The following is a 20,085-nucleotide window of genomic DNA, read 5'->3' on the forward strand; positions in this document are numbered from 1 at the left end:
ACAGTCGCAATTCTTTCTATATTTTTTTTTGATGATATCGAATGATTTTATCACTGTAAGCTTGTTTTGTCAACATCCGCACCCTGCCCGAACGCATATAGCTTAACCGTGCCTAAGTCGTCCGCGCCTGTTTCGCACCCCAGCCAGGCCGGAAGGCGGTCGGGCTCGATAAGGCAGGTCGTGCGCGGATGGATTTGGGCGAATTCTCCCGCCGGCTTTGTGAGCACGGCGAATTCTCCCCCGCACTCACCGCGGCGATATATTCCCGCCATATATATTTCGTTTATGTCGGAGCGAAAGCCGTATTTGACAGCGGATGTATTCTCGCCTTCGGGTTTTGACCATTCGTAAAAGCATCTCGCGGGCACGGCGCAGTGATATTTCTCGGCGCTTTCGGCAAAAAACCTGCTTGTATAAACCGTCTCGCTCCGCGCGTTCGCGACAACGCCCTTTCCATCCCACTTTTTAAAGCCCCAGAGCGCGGGAAGGAGCCGCAAGACTCCTTTGTGAAGAAGGATAACGCTGCAGATCTGCGCCGGAAACCGTTCCTGTGGGGAATCGGGGAAGGCGTCAGGAGCGTCAAAATCGCCGCTTTCAATGCGTACGAATTTATGCTCGAGCATGCGCCTTATTTCCGCTAAGTCATCGCGCGGATTTTGAAGATAGCGGCAGCACATATCAGTTCTCTTTCTTTTTTCTTTTCTTGGAAAGTATCGCGGCTGTGGCTCCGAGTATCGCGGCGGATGCGGCGACAGCCGCGCCCACGGCGATAAAGTTGATATCTGAGGGCTCCTTCTGCTTTTCCGGCGGAAATTCCGCGTTTACCGCAAGCTCGCTCAGCTTTAAAGAAGGATAAAGCTGTTTTCCCGATTGGGATTTGCTGAGCGTGCGGATCGTGATATCGAATTTCTGCGTGATGCCGTCGTATGAAACCAGAAGCCGAACCGGATAACTGTTTTGTCCGGTAATATATTTATCGGACAGGAGCAAGTCGGTTCCGTTTAAATCGAACATATCGCCGTTTCCGAACGTTTTATCCAACGAAACGATATATTCCGGCTGTTCATATAGATTTTTAATATCGCTGTTGACGATAAAGCAGCTTCCGACGGTGTCTCCCGGCTTTGCGTCGGCACGTATTTCATTTGACAACGTAATGCCGGACAGCGAGCTTTTTATGCCCTCCAGCATAGTTTCCTGATCTCCGGAAAGGCACGAAAGCGGTATGTAGAACGCCCTTCCCTCCGAAATGTCATAGGTGTATCCTTTTGTGACATCGGTCAGAACTTTGTAGGAGCGAATGAGCGTGATATCGCCTATATTAAGAGAATACTCGCCGTCTCCTTCTGTTTTTTCGGCGGAAATAATCTTATACGAAGCGTTCCTTGTTCCGTCGTTGCCGATATAGATGAATCTGCCGGCAAGCTTCGACGCGTCCACGTTTCCGTCGAATTTAACGTTTATGAAATTGCTTTCCGAAAGCTCCTTTGCGAATCCGGTGACAGTGCCTGTATACTGTCCTTCACAGGATTTTTCGCTCTCCGTTGTTCCTGTCACCGAGGCGTTATTTAAATATAAAGAGACCTTTTGATCCTTAAGGCTGTATACAGCGAAGAATCCGCAGAAATCGAACAGGCCGTCGATCCTGTAGGTTGATTTTGTATCCGTGGAATAGACTATATAGTCCACTCTTCCGCTTGCGAAGGTGACTTTCACGGCCTTTACCGAGTTGTCCGTCACAGCCGCGGAATCCTTTTTGACCTTGACAAGCTCGCTCTTTTCAATTTTTGATTCCCCTGCGTACGGCTCTATAACCGATACGAACAGACTGTCAAGAGCGCCGGTTCCCTCGCGGTTCACAAGCAGATAATCAAGCCCCGCCGGATTGCCGTCTTTATTTCTGGGCGGCGTGCCGTTTGCCAGAACCGCGCTTGTGAAATCACCGAGCATAGTGAGCTTTAAATGCACATTGTCAACGTCCGAATAATTTCTCGTGTCGACTATCGACCAGTCGACGGATATAGTGCTGTCCGGAGACGAACAGGTCTGTACCTTGTCAAGGTATTGATATCCGCTTTCGTAATTGCCTTCGCCCCATGCGACATTCTTTCCGGCCAGCGTGCCGATAAAGTTTCCGTCCGCGTCTGTTTGAGGAACGAATTGCATTCCGGTGATCTCGCGCGAATCAGATTCCGCCGGATGGAAGCTGTACGTATGCTTTTTGCCGCCCTCGACATCGAACAGATCTATCGCGTATGAGGTTTCGCCGTCGATGCGAATCAGCGCGGTCGTTCGGCGGTATTCGTTCGCGACCGCGTAAACGGAATTCGCTTCAACGCTTACGAGTTTGACGAAATCGGTGACATCGTAATTTTTTGGCTGTGATACGATCTGTGAGGCCATTCTGCGGTCATTGACCAGCACGGTGTTATGGCTGACCGTGTTCGAAACCCAATAAACCTCATTCGGAGTGCCGTCGCAGAACTCCGGATATCCGAGATCAGGCATCATATCAAGCCCGAAGGCGTACAGGCCGATATTGAGAGTGTCCGAATGCCCGTGCCCGCTGTTGCGTCCGTAATACATCGTGAGGACTGTTTCGGAATTGGCGAGAGACGCTTTTTCGCCTGATTGTTTGATGAATTTCAAGCCGGAAAGCTTCACGCTGCCGACCCGTTTATCGGCGGCTTCAAGGGATAAAACATGATAACCCTTTACGAAGCTGAAGGTTCGTTTATAATACATGGTCGACGTCTGACCCTCGTCAAGCGCAAAGTCGACATCCGCCTCAATCAGCTTTCCGTCGACATAAACGTTGAACACGCCGCCGTTTTTTGTTCCGGCGTAAAAGGTCAGCATATCGTAAACCGCTTCGCTGTTGTCGAGATAAAAGCCTAAGGACGCTGAATCCCCGGCGGAAACGGGCGTGAATTCTATCGTATCGCCGTCCCGAATAATATTATTGTAAAGCTTTTGGCTTATTATGCTCATGTCAGAGCATTTGATTTCGGTGGATTTCGCGTATACAGCCGCGTCGGAGGCCTTGTTTATGTTCATCAGAGACGCGAAGCCGTATCCGGTAAGGTTCTGCGACGTGAGCGAATATTTGCCGTGTTCATCGATGACGGCCTTTACCTTTCCTGCTATGCCTTCGGGATCGTCGTCAAAAATTGTAAGGCGCAGCCCGGACAGATCGCCGTTATACAGGAAATCGAGAAGCTGAGCGTATTTTGGCTCGTTATATACGCAGAAAGCCTTGAGCACATTGGAGGCGTAAAGCTCAGTCGTGTGCGATCCGGTGGAGCCGACGTCGCCGATATTTGGCGTGAAAGAACGCGTGGCCATGATATTTGCCATGGAATCAAACATTTTTTTGAATTTAATGTTTTCGTATATATCATAGCTTATATTCGTGCCGTTTATTTTATAGCCGCGCAGAAAATCCGCGAACAAAAGGTAATTTCCGAGCCAACCGCTGTTGTAGCCGGGGGATGCTTCGTTGCCCATGGCGTCTCGGTCGACATCATTGATAAACGTCGCGGACACGTTTCCTCCGTCGGCATTGCCTGATGCCGGCTTGAACAGAAAATCGAGCCACTGCTTCGTCAACGTCGGGTCGTCGAGGCATACCGCGGCGCAGGCGAGCGTTGTTTGGTGCATACCGTTGTTTCCGTGTATGTTGTTCTTTTTATATTCGACTATTATCTGTTTAAACAGGCCGTTTTCTATATTGATCATGATATCCTGGTATGACGTGATCTTTGAGCTCTTTGATTTCAGCAGAGCCATCGCGTCGTCCCCGAGCGTTTCAAAACCGTAAAAGAACGCATCGTAGGATTGTAAAAACGGCATTATCATCGTACATTCCCAGATACTGCCGATGATATGCCCGTTGTCATAGCCGCTGTGCCTGTAACCGTCGGCCCATTTCTGATCCGCGAGCGTATATGTGGGATAAAGGTCGGCGAGCCGATTTAAAAGCACAATGCCCGCGTCGGCGTATTTCTGCTCGCCCGTGTAAAGATAGGCATAATAGAAGTCGTTGATCATCTGTGTGAGTATGCCGTACCAGTTACCGTATTCGTTATAATAGGCGACAAAGAAATACTTCTTTCCGTCGGGCGCGACATAGCCGGTGCCGTCGTCGACGCCCCATTTTTCGCCCTTTTCGGGATAAAGCGTGTTCACGAGAAGGCTTCTGTCGGCCTTTGAGGGCTGAAAGATCCCGTTTTCGTCAAGCCCGGACTTGTAATAAGCGTAATAATCGTTCGTCGGGAATTTCATCCCGCAGCTCGGGCAGGTGACTTTCCACGGGTCGTTTATGTAGTCGATTATATATGGATAGTTCCCGTATGCGTCTATGTCGTTTCCGCAGTTTAGACAACCATAGGTCTGGTTGACGCCGTATGAACGGAAGACCTTTTGGCTCGGAATCATCGCCCATATATCTTCGAGCGAATACCGCCCGAGAAGCTGATCGGCATCTGCGATTTTGCTGTTCGCCTCTGATTTTGCCCACGAATATTTTTTTATGTTATCCCTGGCGGCGGCTATTTTTGCGTCCGTGTATATCGTCGCACGCTTTTTAAGCGGCTGCGACGAGGCGGCCAACGACGGAACCGCCCACATTGCGCACATCGGAGCCAGCAGCAGCGATGAAATAAACAGCGCCGCCGCTCTTTTCAGTTTGTTTTTCATCTGAGATTCTCCTTAATATCTGTTAAATTTAAAGCTGGTTATACCATGTGTCCGGCTTTTATTTTACAAGAGTCATTTTATCAATTCCGAATATGTTATCGTAGAATTTTGCCTTTGAGTTGGTAAGGCGCGATTTGTCGTAGAACGAAACGGGATTGAACACTATGTTTTGATAAAAAGTCTGATGATCCTCCGGAACGCCCCTGAGCCAGTATGGATAAGTGTCCACGAGGAATGTATTGTTGTACATTTCGCAGTATGTTCCGGCTATGTTCGTGCCGTCGCCTCTGTCAGAGCCGCCGTGCATATCGAAGCAGTGCTCGAGAGAAGCGCCCATTTCGATGTTGAATCTCGCGATATATCCTGTGGTCGGCTTACCTGTCGCGGCGATCGAATGGCGGTTGTAATTGAACAGGTTATATTCGATGACGGAGGTCGCTCCGTTTCCGTGGACGACGCCGTATCCGAGTCCATTGCCCTGATTGTGGTGGATATAACAGTGGTGGACATGCGCGTCCTTTACATCAATTGCAAGAGAGACGCCCGCGTAGGCATATCCGCCTATTTCGCAGTTGTCGACTTCTATATTGTCTCCGTCACAGCTTATCCCGTATATGGAAATAGAGCTCAGGGAGTAATAATAATTGTTTCCTCTCGGAGGGTTTGCCGAAAAGCTGCGGAAATGATGCGCCAGGTGATTGTCCGGATCGCCGCCCTTCAGCGTGATGCCGGTCACGCGGCCTCCCTCTCCGACATTCATCGTATAGCTTTTTAGCGTTGTGGAATATATAAGCGCGCCCGTGGAAACCGTGCCGTCGTCGCGGATTCTTCCCCTGTCGGAGGCGAGCGTGACGCCCGCACCGACGGATAGATGTCCGCCGTTTTCAATAATAGAGGAAATGTTGATTTCCGCGTCGCCGTATATAAATACAGTTTCACCGGATTTCGCCTTTGAAAGCGCGTCGGTAAGCTCGGAGAGCGTGCGTACGTTGTAATCCCCGCGGGTTTTGATATCCTTATATCCGAGGCCTCCGCCGATAGGCGAATCTCCGTCCTCGACATATGCTCCGTATTTTTTGCCGTTTGTTTCATAGGACAGCTTATCAATATATTCGAAATAACGTGAAAAGGAACCCAGCTCGGTGATGGCGCCTGTCAGGGCATCGGAAACATCGGAGTAATCTCCGCCGGCCGTCCCGGCCTTTTGCTTTGCGGACAGGAGATATTCGTGAGCTTTCGCGGCTTCGCCATACCATATGTTGGAGGTGATTTGCGGCTTTATGACCATGTCGTATTCTACCTTTTCTGACGGGTGTTCGGCAATCGCCGGCGCATGAAGAACCGTTTTGCCGCCGTTCGTTTTATCCGACGGGAAGCTCACTCCGCCGGAAACAAGCCCGGCACACAGAATTCCTCCGACAAGACCGCCCGCCGCCGCGAGCGCGATAAGCAGGATCTGCTTTTTGTTCATAGCTTTTGTGTTCTCTTTCTTCGTCATGATATCACCCTTTGTCCGATTCCGCTCCGGCGGCAGGCCGCGCGCCGGGATCCGCCGTGCAGTAGGTATATGCCGCCGGAGAGAGAATGTCAAAAACATTCGAGCGGATTGTATAATACGGCTTCAATGTCTGCATGAGTTCGGAGGTTCCATACAGCAAGCCGGTGGGATAAGAAGCCTCGGGAAGAGAAAAAATGTTGTTTTCAACAGTCAGTTCATTCTCAGGAATTGAGGATATCGTGTAAGGCAGGCTTTTGCCGAGGATCGTGTTGTTCCTGATTACGACCGTTGACGCCGTCTGCTTTACCGAGGAATCAAGAGCGCTTGATATGCTTCCTGATTTAATGCAAATCACTTCCTCAAGGCTGTTTCCGGCCTCGACATTGTTTTCGGCGACAAGAGAACCGGCTGGAGCGCCGGAAAGCTTTATCGCGTTGCGGCAGTTTGAAAACAGATTGTATTCCGCTCTGACGGCGGCCTTTGTGATTTGTATGCCCGCGCCCTGGTTTTCTCCGCGGCAGTGGTGTATGTAGCAATGATGAATATATATGTCTCCGACCGTGGCGCTTATCGCGGCGCCGTTGAAGCCGGAAATTTCGCAGTTGTCAATTTCTACGCCCGCGCCCTGAGCGATAATGCCGAGTGTTGACACATAGCTTTCTTCTCCTTCGTGCGTCGCGGCATCGCTGCCCTGAAGGACAAGCCCGGTGATCCTCACGTTGTTATGCGTTTTGAACATCGTTGAGAGGTGAAGCGAAAAAATAAGCTTGCCTCCGGCCGCGCCGTTCTGCCCGCGGTTTGAGGCGATGGTCACGCCCGGTTTGAGCTGAAGGGTGGGATAATCCGTGATCTTCATATCGGAAAGGTCTATGACCGCGTCGCCGCGGATGAATATTACGTCACCCTCCTTGGCCTTGCCGGCGGCGTCATAAAACGTATTGTCGTCATAACAGGTGTATGTGCCTTTGGTTATGATATCCTTATATCCGTCGCCGCCTCCGATCGGACCGCGTTCGTCGGCCTTCGCTCCGTATACCGCGCCGTTGTTCTCTATGAATGTTTTGTTTATATAGTCATAATAGTATCCGAGCTGTTCAAGCTCCCTTATCGCGGCTTCAAGCTCGCTTGTAAGGCTTTTATCGGAAAATATACCCTTTCCGATTCCGTATTGGATCAGATTGAGCTTATTAAATAACGAGTTGTTGTCCGGGTAAAAGCTGGACGAGGTGACAGCTATCCCTTCCGTCATGTTTTTCAAAGAGAGCACTCCGTTTTCTTCTGTGCCTTCGGTTGCCGAAGCCCCGGAGGACGGCGCATTGTCATGTCTGCCGATCAGCATGACGGAGCCATATCCGACACCGAATGCCAAAATAACGGCAAGACAGGAAATCAAAACGCTTTTGTTCATTATTATTCACCGATTCCTTATTATTTTAGCTATAAACAGTATACCTTTCAGCGGCGTCTGTGTCAATATTTACGCGAATATTATTGCATTTTTATTATGATTGAGGTAATATATGATATATTACGATGTTTGCTCTGCCCGTTTGGGGTAAAAATCCATTATAAGGCTATTAAACGGCAATGCCGCAGAGAGCAAACGCGGACGCAATCCGGAGAAAAAGCGTGAAAATAATAGACAACGAAAGCCTTGAGCGCGCGTCTCTTTCCGCCTCATCCGGGACCGGACCGCGCGGGATCGGCAGATATAAAGAAAAAACTCTTCATTCAGTCATCAAATACTGCTTCGATCCGGACGAAACGCACCACGAAGTAAAATTCTGCGGCTATGTCGCGGATGTTTTCGACGGGACACGGGTCACAGAAATTCAGACGCGCGACCTGTACCGCCTGAAAAGCAAGCTTTCGGTCTTTTCGGCATCTGCCGATGTAACCGTGGTCTTTCCCGTCGCCGCGAAAAAACGGCTTCTCTGGATCGATCCAGGCTCCGGAGAGATTTCGTCCGTACGCCGGTCGCCGAAGCGCGGCACGGCGCTGGATATTCTTCCGGAGCTGTACGGACTTAAAGCTTTTATTCCGGACAGCCGTGTATGCTTCTGCGCGCTGCTGCTTGAAATTGACGAATACAGGGTTTCCGACGGATGGGCGCGCGGCGGTCATGCCGGAAGCCACCGGGACAACCGGGTGCCGCTCGGAGTGTGCGGCTGTGTCTATCTTTGCGGCCCGTGCGATTATGCAAAGCTGATCCCCGAGGGTCTTCCCGCCGAATTCACGTCAAAGGAATTCGCGAAAGCCGCCGGGATGGCGTCCGGCGCGGCATACCGTTCGGTTTCGTCGCTGGTTACCGCGCGCGCCGCCGAAAAATGCGGAAAGCGCGGACATGCCGACCTTTACCGCCGGATATATGAAAACGGGCGCGCGGCGAATGACAAAATCAAAGAAACCGTAGATATTTATACAGCTTTATAACGATTGTTTTTCACAGGCGAATTTATTAAAATACCAAGTTAATAATAATATCATCGGTTTAAATATTAATAAAACAGAAAAGGAATAATCAATGAGCGAAAACTGCACGCATGATTGCTCGACATGCAAGGAAGACTGTTCCTCAAGGGAAAAAAAGAGCCTTATCGAGCCTTGCCATGAGCTTGCGAGCGTAAAAAGAGTTATCGGTGTCGTAAGCGGAAAGGGTGGCGTCGGAAAATCCGCCGTCTGCGCGAGGCTTGCCGTCGAAATGCGCGAGCGCGGATATAATATTGCGATCCTTGACGCCGATGTAACCGGTCCTTCCATCCCGAAGATGTTCGGGCTTAGAGGAAATGCCGACGGAGAAGACGGAATGATCTTCCCGGTCGTGACCTCCTCCGGGATACAGGTTATGAGCACAAACCTGCTTTTGCGGGACGTGACCGATCCCGTTGTATGGCGCGGACCGGTCATCGCCGGCACCGTAAAGCAATTCTGGACGGACGTAGTATGGAAGGATGTCGATTATATGTTTGTCGATATGCCGCCGGGCACAGGAGACGTGCCGTTGACGATTTTCCAGTCCGTGCCTGTAGACGGCATCGTAATTGTCACGACGCCTCAGGAGCTTGTCTCACTTATCGTAACAAAAGCTGTTAAAATGGCAAAAATGATGAACATTCCGGTCATCGCGCTCGTCGAAAACATGAGCTATATAGAATGCCCTGACTGCGGGAAGAAAATATTTCCGTTCGGGCAGAGCCGCGCGGAGGAGGAAGCCGCAAAATTCGGAATACCTCTTGCCGCACGAATCCCGATCGACCCGCGCGCCGCGAAAGCGTTTGACAACGGGCTTGCCGATAATTTTTACGACGGGGCCTTAAAAGGCTGCGGAGATATCATAGAAAAATCGTTCCCCGCAAAGAATCAGTAAAACCGCAATCAAATAATTATTGTTTTATGGAGAGAAAAGCCAATATCAATATATAAAAGCTTTTATTTCTTAAAGCGGTAATTATAGAATTTTGCGTTATTAATAACAAACCCGAAAGGGAAAGGATTGGATAAAAACATGTGGACAGAAAAAAAGCTGGATGAGCTTCTCACGACTCCGTCGCAGGGGCTTGTTGACGATATGAAGAATATCAAGGGCGATATAATAATCCTCGGCGCCGGAGGGAAAATGGGTCCGACGCTTGCGATCCTCGCCAAGAACGCCGCCGCCGCGGCCGGCATAGACAAAAAAATCATTGCGGTGTCCCGCTTTTCAGACCCCATCGCCGTAAAGCTCCTTAATGACAACGGCGTCGAGACGATATCGGCCGACCTGATGCGCCATGGCGCGCTCGACGAGCTTCCGGACTGCGATAACGTGATATTCATGGCAGGACGCAAATTCGGCACGGAGGGAGACGCATGCCGCACCTGGGCTATGAACGCCTGGCTGCCCTCCATCACAGCGGAAAGATATAAAAACTCAAGTATAACCGTCTTTTCCTCCGGCAACCTTTATCCGATTGTAAAGCTTGCTTCCGGCGGATCCTCTGAAAAGGATCCTGTCGGTCCTATCGGAGAATATCCGATGAGCGTTCTCGCAAGAGAAAGGGTGTTTGAATACGCCGCCGCCGAATACGGCACGCGCGTATTATTATTCAGACTAAGCTACGCGATTGATCTCAGATACGGCGTGCTTTTCGATATCGCGAACAGGGTAATCAACGACCAGCCCGTATCTCTCTCCGCGACCTGCTTTAACTGCATCTGGCAGGGCGACGCAAACGAGGCCGCCATCCGCAGCCTGACGCTCGCCGACGCCCCCGCGGCAAAGCTCAATGTTTCCGGCCCGGAGACGCTCTCCGTCAGAGCCGCCGCCAACCGATTCGGCGAAATATTCGGCAAGGAAGTCAAATTCACCGGAGAGGAATCTGACAGCGCGTACATATCCAACTGTCAGAAAGCGCATAAGCTGTTCGGATATCCGCATGTCAGCGCCGAAACCCTCATCGACTGGCAGGCCGAATATATTTTATCCGGCGGGCGTACGCTTGACAAGCCGACACATTTTGAAGAAAGAAAGGGCAAATATTGATCATGTCAAGACAGGAAAAAATCATCGAAATATTAAAGGCCGGAACCGTCATCCCGGCCACCCCGCTTGCGCTTCACTCCGACCGAAGCTTTAATCCGGACGGACAGCGCACGCTTTACAGATATTATCTCGACGCCGGCGTCGGCGGGCTTGCCGTCGGCGTTCACACGACTCAGTTTGAAATAAGAAAACCTGAAATAGGACTTTTTGAGCCGGTGCTGCGCCTCGCCGCCGAGGAGACCGACGCCTTTGAAAAAAGGACCGGAAAAACGATAGTCAAATGCGCCGGCATATGCGGACCCACTGAACAAGCGGTAAAAGAGGCAAAGCTCGCCAAATCACTTGGCTTTGACGCCGCGCTCCTCAGCCCGGGCGGACTTCCGTCATATACAGAGGACGATTTTATAAAGCGCACGGAGGCCGTCGCCGCGATATTACCGGTCATCGGCTTTTATCTCCAGCCGTCTGTCGGCGGACGCCTCTTCACCTATGATTACTGGCGCCGCCTCTGTGAAATCGACGGAGTAATCGCAATAAAGTGCGCGTCGTTTAACCGTTATCAGACGCTTGATGTCGCGCGCGCCGCCGCGATGAGCAGCCGCAGCGATAAAATCGCGCTGTTCACCGGAAACGACGACAACATCGTCATCGATCTTCTCACAACATATAAGTTTGAAGAAAACGGAAAAACATATACAGCTCATTTTGTCGGGGGGCTCCTCGGGCACTGGTGCGTATGGACGAATACGGTTTGCAGGATGTTCGAGATGTTGCGCGAATTCTCTAAGCAGGATTACATCCCGCGCAATCTTTTGACGCTTGCCGAGCAGGTGACCGACGCGAATTCCGCGTTTTTCGACTCCGCCAACGGCTTTGCCGGCTGTATCGCGGGGGTTCACGAGGTTCTCCGCCGTCAGGGCATCATGGAGGGCATCTGGTGCCTGAATCCCAAAGAGACGCTTTCAAAAGGACAGAGCGAAGAAATCGACCGCGTATACCGTATGTATCCCGACCTGAACGACGATGAGTTTGTCCGCGAAAATATTCTAAAGTGGAAATAATCCGGCATATATCATAACACAATTAAATAATCATTGCTATAAGAGAGAAAAGCGCATATATCAGAGTCTTTTCTCTTATAAAGCGGTAATTTTTCAATGGCACCTCTGATAAATGCCGTTTTCGAACGGTATAGGTTATGGCGGTTCTTTCCTTATTGCCGTAAATATTTTATGATTGCTCAGCGGATATTATTAAAACGGCATTTAAATAAGCCTTGTTTTATAAGAGAGAAAAGCCCATATGCCAGAGCCTTTTCTCTCTTATAGCGGTAGTTATTTAAATGCCGAGTTAATAAGTAAAACTTACGACAAAACGGAAAGCGGCTGTTGCTTTTTCTGCCGTATAACAGATTTTCAAATATGTTGCTGAGAAATATCAGAGGCTGCCTTTATTCTCGTGATAATCATTTGATCAGAGGTGAGTTATATTGTCCGTTGAAAAAGGCTTTGACGACTTTCGTAAATTCGTAAAGGGAAAGACCTTTTCGGTCATCGGAATCGGTGTTTCAAACGCACCGCTTGTTTCGCTTCTCGCGGAATGCGGCGCCTCGGCAATCGTCGCGCGCGACCGTTTGCCGGAGGAAAAGCTCTCCTGCCGGAATGAGCTTTCGGGCGCGGGCGCTCGCTTTGTCTGCGGAGACGGATATCTTTCCGGAATAAAAGAGGATGTAATAATAAAATCGCCGGGCATCCGCCCGGATATACCTGAATTTGTTTCCGCCATACGGGAAGGTGCGTTCCTGACGAGCGAAATGGAGTTGTTTTTCGAATACTGCCCGGCAAAAATTTTTGCCGTCACCGGAAGCGACGGAAAAACGACGACCACGACGCTTATTTCAAAGCTGCTTGAGGCCGCCGGACACCGCGTGTTTCTAGGCGGGAATATCGGAGAGCCGCTGCTTCCCAGGCTCGGCATGATTACTCCGGGCGATTTTGTCGTCTGCGAGCTGTCAAGCTTTCAACTCATGACAATGCGCCGGTCTCCCGATATCGCTGTAATAACAAACCTTTCCGAAAATCATCTCGACTGGCACCGCGGCATGGAGGAATATATCGACGCAAAATCAAATATTCTCCGTTATCAGCCCGTTCGCTCGATCGCCATTCTGAATTACGACAACGAATATACGCGCTCGCTTGCTTCGTCCGCTCGCGGAGAGGTCCGCTTTTTCTCGTCGAAATCGACGCTGAAGGGATGCCGCGAAGGAGCGTATCTGAGCGACGGCAATTTCTATTCCGTAAAAGACTCAGCCGCTTCGTTTCTCTTTGAACGCAAAGAGCTTTTGCTTCCCGCCGTACATAACGCCGAAAACCTGATGGCCGCATATCTTTCCGTCCGCGATTATGTCGGCGTTCCGGAGCTTGTGAAGGTCGCCTCCTCCTTTGGGGGAGTGGAGCACAGGCTTGAATTAGTACGCGAATTGGATGGCGTCAGGTATTATAACGGCTCGATGGATTCGAGTCCCGCGCGGACGGCCGCCGCTCTGCAGGCTTTTCCGGAAAAAGTAATCGTAATCTGCGGCGGATATGACAAGCATTTAAACTATGCTCCGCTCGCAAAGCCGCTCTGCGACCACGCGAAGGTGTGTGTGCTCTGTGGGCAAACCTCGGATAAGATATTCAACGCGCTTAAAGGGTTTCCGGGATTCGATCCCGAATCGCTCAAAGTATACCGCGAAGACACCTTTGAAGGCGCGGTTGCCCGCGCCCGCGCTTCATCCGCGCCGGGAGACACCGTCCTGCTTTCTCCCGCCAGCGCGAGCTTTGACATGTTTAAAAACTTCGACGAAAGAGGCAAACGGTTCAAACAGCTCGTCAATTCGTTTTAACCTTCTGCCGTAAAGACCGCGGAGATGAATAAAAAGCAGATAACAAAGCAAATACTTATGATTTTCGCGTCGGCTGTCGCCGGCGCGATTCCTCATGCCGTGCCGTCTCTCTGGTGGCTCGAATGGATCGCCTTTATACCTTTCTGTTATATCTGTTTCACTCTTGCGGAGCATCCGCGCAGGACGCCTCCGTTCGCGGCCGGATTCCTGTTTGCTTTCGTATATCATTTCTGTACATATTTCTGGTTCATATGGCTTTATCCGTTTGACAGCGTCGGGTTTTCGCGTCCGGTTGCCGCGGCTGTATGCGCTCTCGCGTGGCTCGGTGCAAGCGCTATCCACGGTATTATTTACGGTCTTTCTCTTCCGGTATATGCGCTGCTTTCGCGTCCGCTGCGAAGCAGAGGATGGCGGGCTTCGTTTTTGATAAAGCCGTTTTTCTTTTCCGCCGCGTGGCTTCTTTCCGAGTCGATCACGTTCTGCGGGACGCTTGCTTTTCCGTGGTCGCGGCTTTCCGTCACGCAGGCGTTTTTTACCCCGGCAATTCAAAGCGTGTCGCTATTCGGTTCATATTTTCTGAGCTTTCTCATAATTTTTACAAATTCGCTCGCCGCGAGCGCGATAGAATGCATACGCAAAAAGGAACGCGCTTCACGCCGTCGCGCCGCCGTCTGTATATCGCTCGGTCTTTCACTATTTATTGCCAACACGGCGTTCGGAGTTATACGTATGGCGTCCGGAAAGCCTGACGGAAACGCGGTTTCCGCGGCGGTTATACAGGGAAACATCGTATCCGGCGATAAATGGCAGGAAGGACGGCTTACTCAGATACTAGATACATATATGTCAATGACCGAAGAAGCGGCCTCGTCTTCGCCGGAATGGATCATATGGCCGGAAAGCGCGGTGCCCGTCAATGCCGCCCTTGCTCCGAAGATCCTCGATGCATACAAAGCTCTTTCCGTTTCAACGGGAGCGGAGCTTTACATCGGTTCGTTTATGACAAACGATTACTGCGACACCAATTCCATCATTCAAATTCAAAACGGAGAGCTTTCCGGTACATATTCAAAGCGGCATCTTGTCCCGTTCGGCGAATACCTGCCGTGGAAAACGTTTATTTCCTTTGCCATGCCGTCTCTTGCGCAGATCAATCAATATTCAGACGTTTTAACACCAGGCGCCGACAGCGGAACGCTTTGCTACGGCACTCACAGGCTCGGAGGAGCTGTATGCTTTGATTCGATATTTCCGTCGCTCATTCGCGACGCGGTCAACGACGGCGCGGAGGCGATCATACTCGTGACAAACGATTCATGGTATAAGGATTCGCCTGCGGTGCGTCAGCATCTGGCTCAGGCCGCGCTCCGCGCCGCCGAAAACGGACGGTATATCGTCCGCGCCGCGAATTCCGGAATTTCCGCTTTTATTTCAGACAAGGGTGAAATAACATCCGAAATCGGAGCGCTTAAACGCGGCATTCTTGAGGGGAAAGTTGAGCTTATTTCAGAAAAAACGCTTTATTCCGTCATCGGAGACGCGTTTTTATATATTGTGTTTTTATCCGCCGCGCTCATTTGGGCGGCACTAATAATCAGGGAGAGAATATATGAAAAGCGAAAGAAAAACATTTGAAGGAACCCGCGCATATCTGGATTGTTATATACTTGAAAGCTCCGAAGAATATTCCGTGAAGGATCGCCCAGGGATGCTCATCTGTCCCGGCGGCGCTTATTACATGACATCGGACAGGGAGGCCGAGCCCATTGCACGTTACTTTATGATGCTCGGTTATCACGCCTTCGTCCTCCGCTATACTGTGGCGGAGCACGGCCCGGTAGGAGGTGAATATGTCCCTCTGCTTGACGCTTCCCGTGCGATGGCATATATACGTTCACGCGCGGCCGAATGGAATATGTATACGGATAAAATCGGAGTTATCGGCTTCTCTGCGGGTGGGCATCTTGCCGCCTCTCTGGGTACAATGTGGCAGGATGAATATGTAAACAGGACGCTTTCGCTCGAATACGGAGCAAACCGCCCGAACGCGATGATTCTCGCTTATCCGGTTATCAGCGGAGGCACGTTCGCCCACCGCGGCTCATTCTGCAATCTGCTCGGCGAAGCCGATAACGATCCCGAAAGAATAAAATTCTGGTCGCTCGAAAATCACGTCACGCCGCTCTGCCCGCCGTCATTTGTATGGCATACCGCGTCCGACGATTGTGTTCCCGTAGTCAACTCGCTTTGCTTCTGCACGGCGCTTTCCGAGAATAATATCCCATTTGAGCTTCATGTGTTTCCCGAAGGCGATCACGGTCTGTCCACCGCGCTTCGCGAGGTGCGTCCTGTCGGTGAACCGCTTATTTCGCGCTGGCTGGAATTGTGCGCTGTCTGGCTTAAAGGGATATTCGGAGTTTGATAAACTCGCGTTTTCTCGATTTTTATTTGTACATATGTAAAAATATCACCGCAGCAGGCAAACGTGACGCCTGCTGCGGTGATATTTGTTATGTTTTTCTTAAAATTCAACTTTATATCACGATTCCGGTCAGCCAGATCATGGCGGGAAGCGTGATCATCGAGAAGACCGTTGAAATTCCGACGCACTGCGCGGCGAGGCGCGCGTCGCAGTCATAAAGCTCGGCGAAAATCGCCGAGTTCGTCGCGGACGGCACCGCGGTCATTGTGACCAGCATATATGTGATCACGAGCGGCGCGTCGATAAGCTTAAGCACGCCGAGCGTTATAAGCGGAAGGACGATAAGCTTGAACAGGCAGAATATATATACCCTGTAATTTCCGAGCACCTCTTTAAAGTCAAGAGTGGAAACGAGGCTGCCGATTATCAGCATCGCAAGAGGAAACGTCATGTCTCCGACAAGGCCAACCGCGCCGCCCAACACGGCGGGAAGCTTTATTTTCGCGGCAAACAGAATAACGCCGATAACCGACGCAACCGTTCCCGCGTTTATGATAACATTCCAGGGCTTCGGTCTGACGGCGTTTTCTTTGCCCTTCTGGAGCATCGAAATGCCGTATGTCCATATGTACACATTAAACATCAGGGTATAGAACGCACCGTAAAACACGCCGATACCATCTCCGAAAACCGCGTTCAGAACCGGATATCCGAGAAACGCGCAGTTTCCGAAAATAAGAGTGAATCTCAATATCTTGTTCTTTTCCCGGGTTTTTTCCCATTTGAAAAAGATCATTCCGAGAAAGGTGACCGCAATATGGATAATCACGGAGGCGGCGAGGATTATAAGTCCGTCCGACAGCTTTTCCGCATCGAAATCAAGCTGAAAGGAGTCGATGATCAAAAGCGGTGAGGTGATGTTGACGAGTATCTTCGAGAGCGTTTTTGTGCCCTTCTCGTCGACGAAGCCTCTTTTTCGCGCGTATATGCCGCACAGCATGGTTAAAAACAGTATCGCAACCTGTGAGACGACCTGAGAATTGTCTATCTGCATATTATAATCATATGCCGCTGATCATAAAGAAAATTATTTTATATTTCAGAGACATTTATGCCTTTCCGCAAAGCCTTGTCATGCGGCGTGACCGCTTGTATTTTACTTCTGCTTTTTTGCATTTGCTTATGTTTACGGATGTCTGTTTCCATTCCTGAGGTATTATATCATGCGGTTTTCTGTATTGCAACAGAAATTTCCCGACAACAGGTCTGCGGTCCGGCAGCAAAGGGAAATATTATGTAAAATATCTCGTGACAGATGTATATAATAACCATAAGAAATATAATTTTAAATATATATTGACATTCAGAACCATTGTGATATACTTCATATAGAATTGCTCGTATAACTATTTACTTGAAAGGAAGTATTGCATTTTGAAAAGAATCATTGCGTTTGTCCTTGTTGCCGTGATGGCCGCTTCTCTCATGATTATGGCGGATGCCGCGTATCCGACCGAAATCACCGTTCCCAAAACCGCCGCTGCTATTACGATCGATGGCGTCAAAGACGAAGCCTACGGAGCGGGGTTTGATTTCTCCGCAACCGATATGCTGTCTAAAACGCCCGACGATGTCGATTATGCTTATCCCGCAGGCGATGCGCGCACTTCCGAATACACCGCCCAATTTGCGAAGCTTTCATCCAAAGGATATTTCGCGTGGGATGAAAAGTATTTATACGCGTTTATCAGCGTCAAGGATCCCAACCAAGTCAAAATGACCGGCGCGTCAAACCATGACTCCGCAAGCCGTATAGAATTCATTCTTTATCCCGCGGGCGCCACTTCCTTTGAGAAGTTCTACGTCGCGCTGAATTCCGAGGGAAAGAGCTTTCAACTCAGCAATCCCACTGCTACGCTCAGCGAAGAAAAGATGAAATCCGCCCTCACAGTTGACGGCGATACTATCAACTATGAATTTTGCATCGAATGGGCCGCGTGGGGCATCGACGCGAAGGTCGGAGCCGAGACGCTCATGGGCTTTGCTCAAGCCGGAATGTATCCCGGATACATAACCTATGCTTTCGGCGGATGCTTTAAACGCAGCGCCGAACATGGCGTAAAGACCGTTCTCGCAGACGTTCCTGTAAAGGAAGTACCCAAGGAAGACCCCAAGGAAGAACCCAAAGAAGAAACACCGGTTGAGACCGGCGACGAAGCCGGCTTCGTGGTTCTCGCTCTCGCGCTTTCTCTTGGAGGCGCTCTCGTTGTGAGAAAAGCAAAACAAAAATAAGGAGCTTTGCTCCAAAAAAAGAGTCCTTTGAATGCCACGTGCTCTAAAGGACAGAAGACCCGCCGAAAGATGAATCCTTTCGGTGGGTTTTGATTTATGCAAGCGTATATTTTTATCTGCATGATAAACTGGAATTTATTAAGGCTTTAATAGTTCACGGAATATTCCGTAAACACTTTTGCCACAGTAATTTGTGTCCGAAGTTCTTTTTGCAAAGGTGGCGAGAATTGTAGCGATTCTTGTATAATCGTATTGGCGATTCTACCTCTCAGCTGTTCTGCATCGGCAGCAGCAAAATCTTTCAGCGACCTAATTCCGCAGTGAAAATATAGTTCCGCTCGGATTGCTTTCACGCCAGGCAGACGCATCAATTCCATAAGAGAAGCTATTTCTTCTTCATTTCTGCACTCTGCGTTCGGAATATCTTTTATTCCTTTTCCTTTGTAATCATAAAGACACAGAAATCGTCTAAACAATGCTACCATATCAGAATCGGGTAAACCGGCTTCTATCAAAGCTTTATCGGGCAAGATCGAGCAATCATTTTTAGTTACACAGCCTATGTTAAGGAGATTTCTTATTAACTGATTCTTATATTGAATCAACGGATAATATCGTTGCAAAATACAATCCTCATTGAGAAGAAGCCCTATGCCTTTAATTTGATAATCCGAATTAATGTTATACTTCATTAATTGATACCTCCGCTAATTCCGATTTATCGTTCTGTCACATCATATAACTATTATATCCTGTTGGTAAAAACCTCCATGTTGCCTGTGGTGGCTAAGATTATAAATAGTACAATAGCTTTAAAACATGTTATTCAGAAACAAGCTCATAATTATCCGAATAATTACTCTTGACGTATTTATTTGTTACTCCGTCTTTGGTTTTCACTGATATATCTTTTTCATCTGAAGAAACTATGATTTCGGTTATCGGTACAGGAAACGAATCGATATCATAACACGGATCGATATCAAAAAGCTTTATTCCGTTTTGATCGAAAACACTGGATTCAACCGCGTAATAGATTTTTCCGCTTTCAGCTTTGCAATATGCGGTAACACGCTGACCGGTCGTACTGCAAACATAGCCGTCTTTTTCGAAATCATATATTGATATGTCTTTGAATCCGCGAGCTGACCTTGTAACAAACAGGAATTGGTTTTCATTTATAAAACCAAATTCGATATGACCCATAAAATTGATAAGCCGTCTTGAAAACGCCTGGACCTTTCCGGTTTCAAGGTCCGTCACATAGACAAGAAATTTGCCTGTGATATCGTTGTATATAAGACGAACGCGGCATCCGTTCATTTCGCATGTGAATCTTTCAAAGAGCTTGGTGTTATAATATTCCGGAAAGTCTTTTTCATCCATTATCGGGATATCGACAATCATATGGTTTTCAATCTTGTAGGTTCCAGGTACGAGCTTTGCCGCCATGGCTTCAAGCGCGGCGCTGACCTGCGTATCAGGCTCTTTTTCCTCCGAACTTACGCCACTTTCAGAGATAGTATTTGTTTCCTCTTCTGTACTTGTCGGCACCACAGCTTCCTTTGTATTTGTCGGCGTCACATCCTCCGCCGTACTTGATGGCGAGACAATTTCCTCTGATCCTGACAGCGAAACATCTTCCGTTATACTTGTCTGTGTTAAATCATCTTCCGTATTTGTCAATGTCACATTTTCGCCCGTACTGCATGACGGTATAAACAGACATATTGTCAGGATAATTAAAATCAGATATAAAAGCT

15 protein-coding genes are annotated in these 20,085 nt (G+C 49.3%); 8 read left to right on the forward strand and 7 right to left on the reverse strand.

Annotated features, from left to right (window positions below):
- Positions 1 to 50: 50 nt before the first annotated feature.
- From VB118_06550 to VB118_06565, 4 genes are read right to left on the reverse strand one after another with little or no spacing between them, the layout of a single operon-like run.
- Complete coding sequence (locus VB118_06550; GenBank protein ID MEA4832258.1) at positions 51 to 677, reverse strand: SOS response-associated peptidase family protein; 627 nt, start codon at positions 675 to 677, stop codon at positions 51 to 53.
- 1 nt (position 678) lies between these two features.
- Entirely contained in the window at positions 679 to 4,698 is a 4,020-nt protein-coding gene (locus tag VB118_06555) for a heparinase II/III family protein (protein ID MEA4832259.1), read from the reverse strand.
- 58 nt (positions 4,699 to 4,756) lie between these two features.
- Positions 4,757 to 6,196, reverse strand: coding sequence for a hypothetical protein (locus VB118_06560; GenBank protein ID MEA4832260.1), 1,440 nt, complete (start codon positions 6,194 to 6,196; stop codon positions 4,757 to 4,759).
- Positions 6,197 to 6,200: 4 nt separating this feature from the next.
- Positions 6,201 to 7,604: a hypothetical protein gene (locus VB118_06565; protein ID MEA4832261.1), complete on the reverse strand. Its 1,404-nt coding sequence runs from the start codon at positions 7,602 to 7,604 to the stop codon at positions 6,201 to 6,203.
- Positions 7,605 to 7,783: 179 nt separating this feature from the next.
- On the opposite strand from VB118_06565, the gene VB118_06570 reads away from it, so the two are divergent.
- The 7 genes from VB118_06570 (at position 7,784) to VB118_06600 (ending at position 16,030) form a co-directional block, all read left to right on the forward strand.
- On the forward strand, positions 7,784 to 8,629 hold the full coding sequence (locus VB118_06570) for a hypothetical protein (protein ID MEA4832262.1): 846 nt from the start codon (positions 7,784 to 7,786) through the stop codon (positions 8,627 to 8,629).
- Positions 8,630 to 8,720: 91 nt separating this feature from the next.
- Entirely contained in the window at positions 8,721 to 9,563 is an 843-nt protein-coding gene (locus VB118_06575; GenBank protein ID MEA4832263.1) for an Mrp/NBP35 family ATP-binding protein, read from the forward strand.
- Between the two features lie 126 nt (positions 9,564 to 9,689).
- Positions 9,690 to 10,718 (forward strand): NAD-dependent epimerase/dehydratase family protein, encoded by a 1,029-nt coding sequence (locus VB118_06580; GenBank protein ID MEA4832264.1) that lies wholly within the window; start codon positions 9,690 to 9,692, stop codon positions 10,716 to 10,718.
- Between the two features lie 2 nt (positions 10,719 to 10,720).
- Positions 10,721 to 11,779 carry a dihydrodipicolinate synthase family protein gene (locus VB118_06585; GenBank protein MEA4832265.1) on the forward strand — a complete coding sequence of 353 codons (1,059 nt, stop codon included), beginning with the start codon at positions 10,721 to 10,723 and terminating at the stop codon, positions 11,777 to 11,779.
- A 428-nt stretch (positions 11,780 to 12,207) separates the two neighbouring features.
- Complete coding sequence (gene murD, locus VB118_06590) at positions 12,208 to 13,608, forward strand: UDP-N-acetylmuramoyl-L-alanine--D-glutamate ligase (protein ID MEA4832266.1); 1,401 nt, start codon at positions 12,208 to 12,210, stop codon at positions 13,606 to 13,608.
- A 24-nt stretch (positions 13,609 to 13,632) separates the two neighbouring features.
- The gene (gene lnt / locus VB118_06595; protein MEA4832267.1) at positions 13,633 to 15,243 is read left to right on the forward strand and encodes an apolipoprotein N-acyltransferase; all 1,611 of its coding nucleotides are present in this window, start codon (positions 13,633 to 13,635) and stop codon (positions 15,241 to 15,243) included.
- Complete coding sequence (locus tag VB118_06600) at positions 15,218 to 16,030, forward strand: alpha/beta hydrolase (protein ID MEA4832268.1); 813 nt, start codon at positions 15,218 to 15,220, stop codon at positions 16,028 to 16,030. The genes lnt and VB118_06600 overlap by 26 nt, the downstream gene beginning before the upstream one ends.
- A gap of 112 nt (positions 16,031 to 16,142) precedes the next feature.
- Here VB118_06600 and VB118_06605 read toward each other — a convergent pair whose 3' ends face one another.
- A complete protein-coding gene (locus VB118_06605) occupies positions 16,143 to 17,084 on the reverse strand; it encodes an AEC family transporter (GenBank protein MEA4832269.1) in 942 nt (313 codons plus the stop codon).
- Positions 17,085 to 17,464: 380 nt separating this feature from the next.
- Between VB118_06605 and VB118_06610 the strand changes: the two genes are divergently transcribed.
- On the forward strand, positions 17,465 to 18,322 hold the full coding sequence (locus VB118_06610) for a hypothetical protein (GenBank protein MEA4832270.1): 858 nt from the start codon (positions 17,465 to 17,467) through the stop codon (positions 18,320 to 18,322).
- Between the two features lie 146 nt (positions 18,323 to 18,468).
- On the opposite strand, the gene VB118_06615 is transcribed toward VB118_06610, so the two are convergent.
- Both VB118_06615 and VB118_06620 read right to left on the reverse strand, forming a co-directional pair.
- On the reverse strand, positions 18,469 to 19,014 hold the full coding sequence (locus VB118_06615; protein ID MEA4832271.1) for a DUF4332 domain-containing protein: 546 nt from the start codon (positions 19,012 to 19,014) through the stop codon (positions 18,469 to 18,471).
- A 130-nt stretch (positions 19,015 to 19,144) separates the two neighbouring features.
- The coding region (locus VB118_06620) for a hypothetical protein (protein MEA4832272.1) at positions 19,145 to 20,085 on the reverse strand (941 nt) is incomplete at its 5' end.

The organism is Oscillospiraceae bacterium (assembly GCA_034925865.1).
Classification (GTDB): Bacteria; Bacillota; Clostridia; order Oscillospirales; family SIG627; genus SIG704.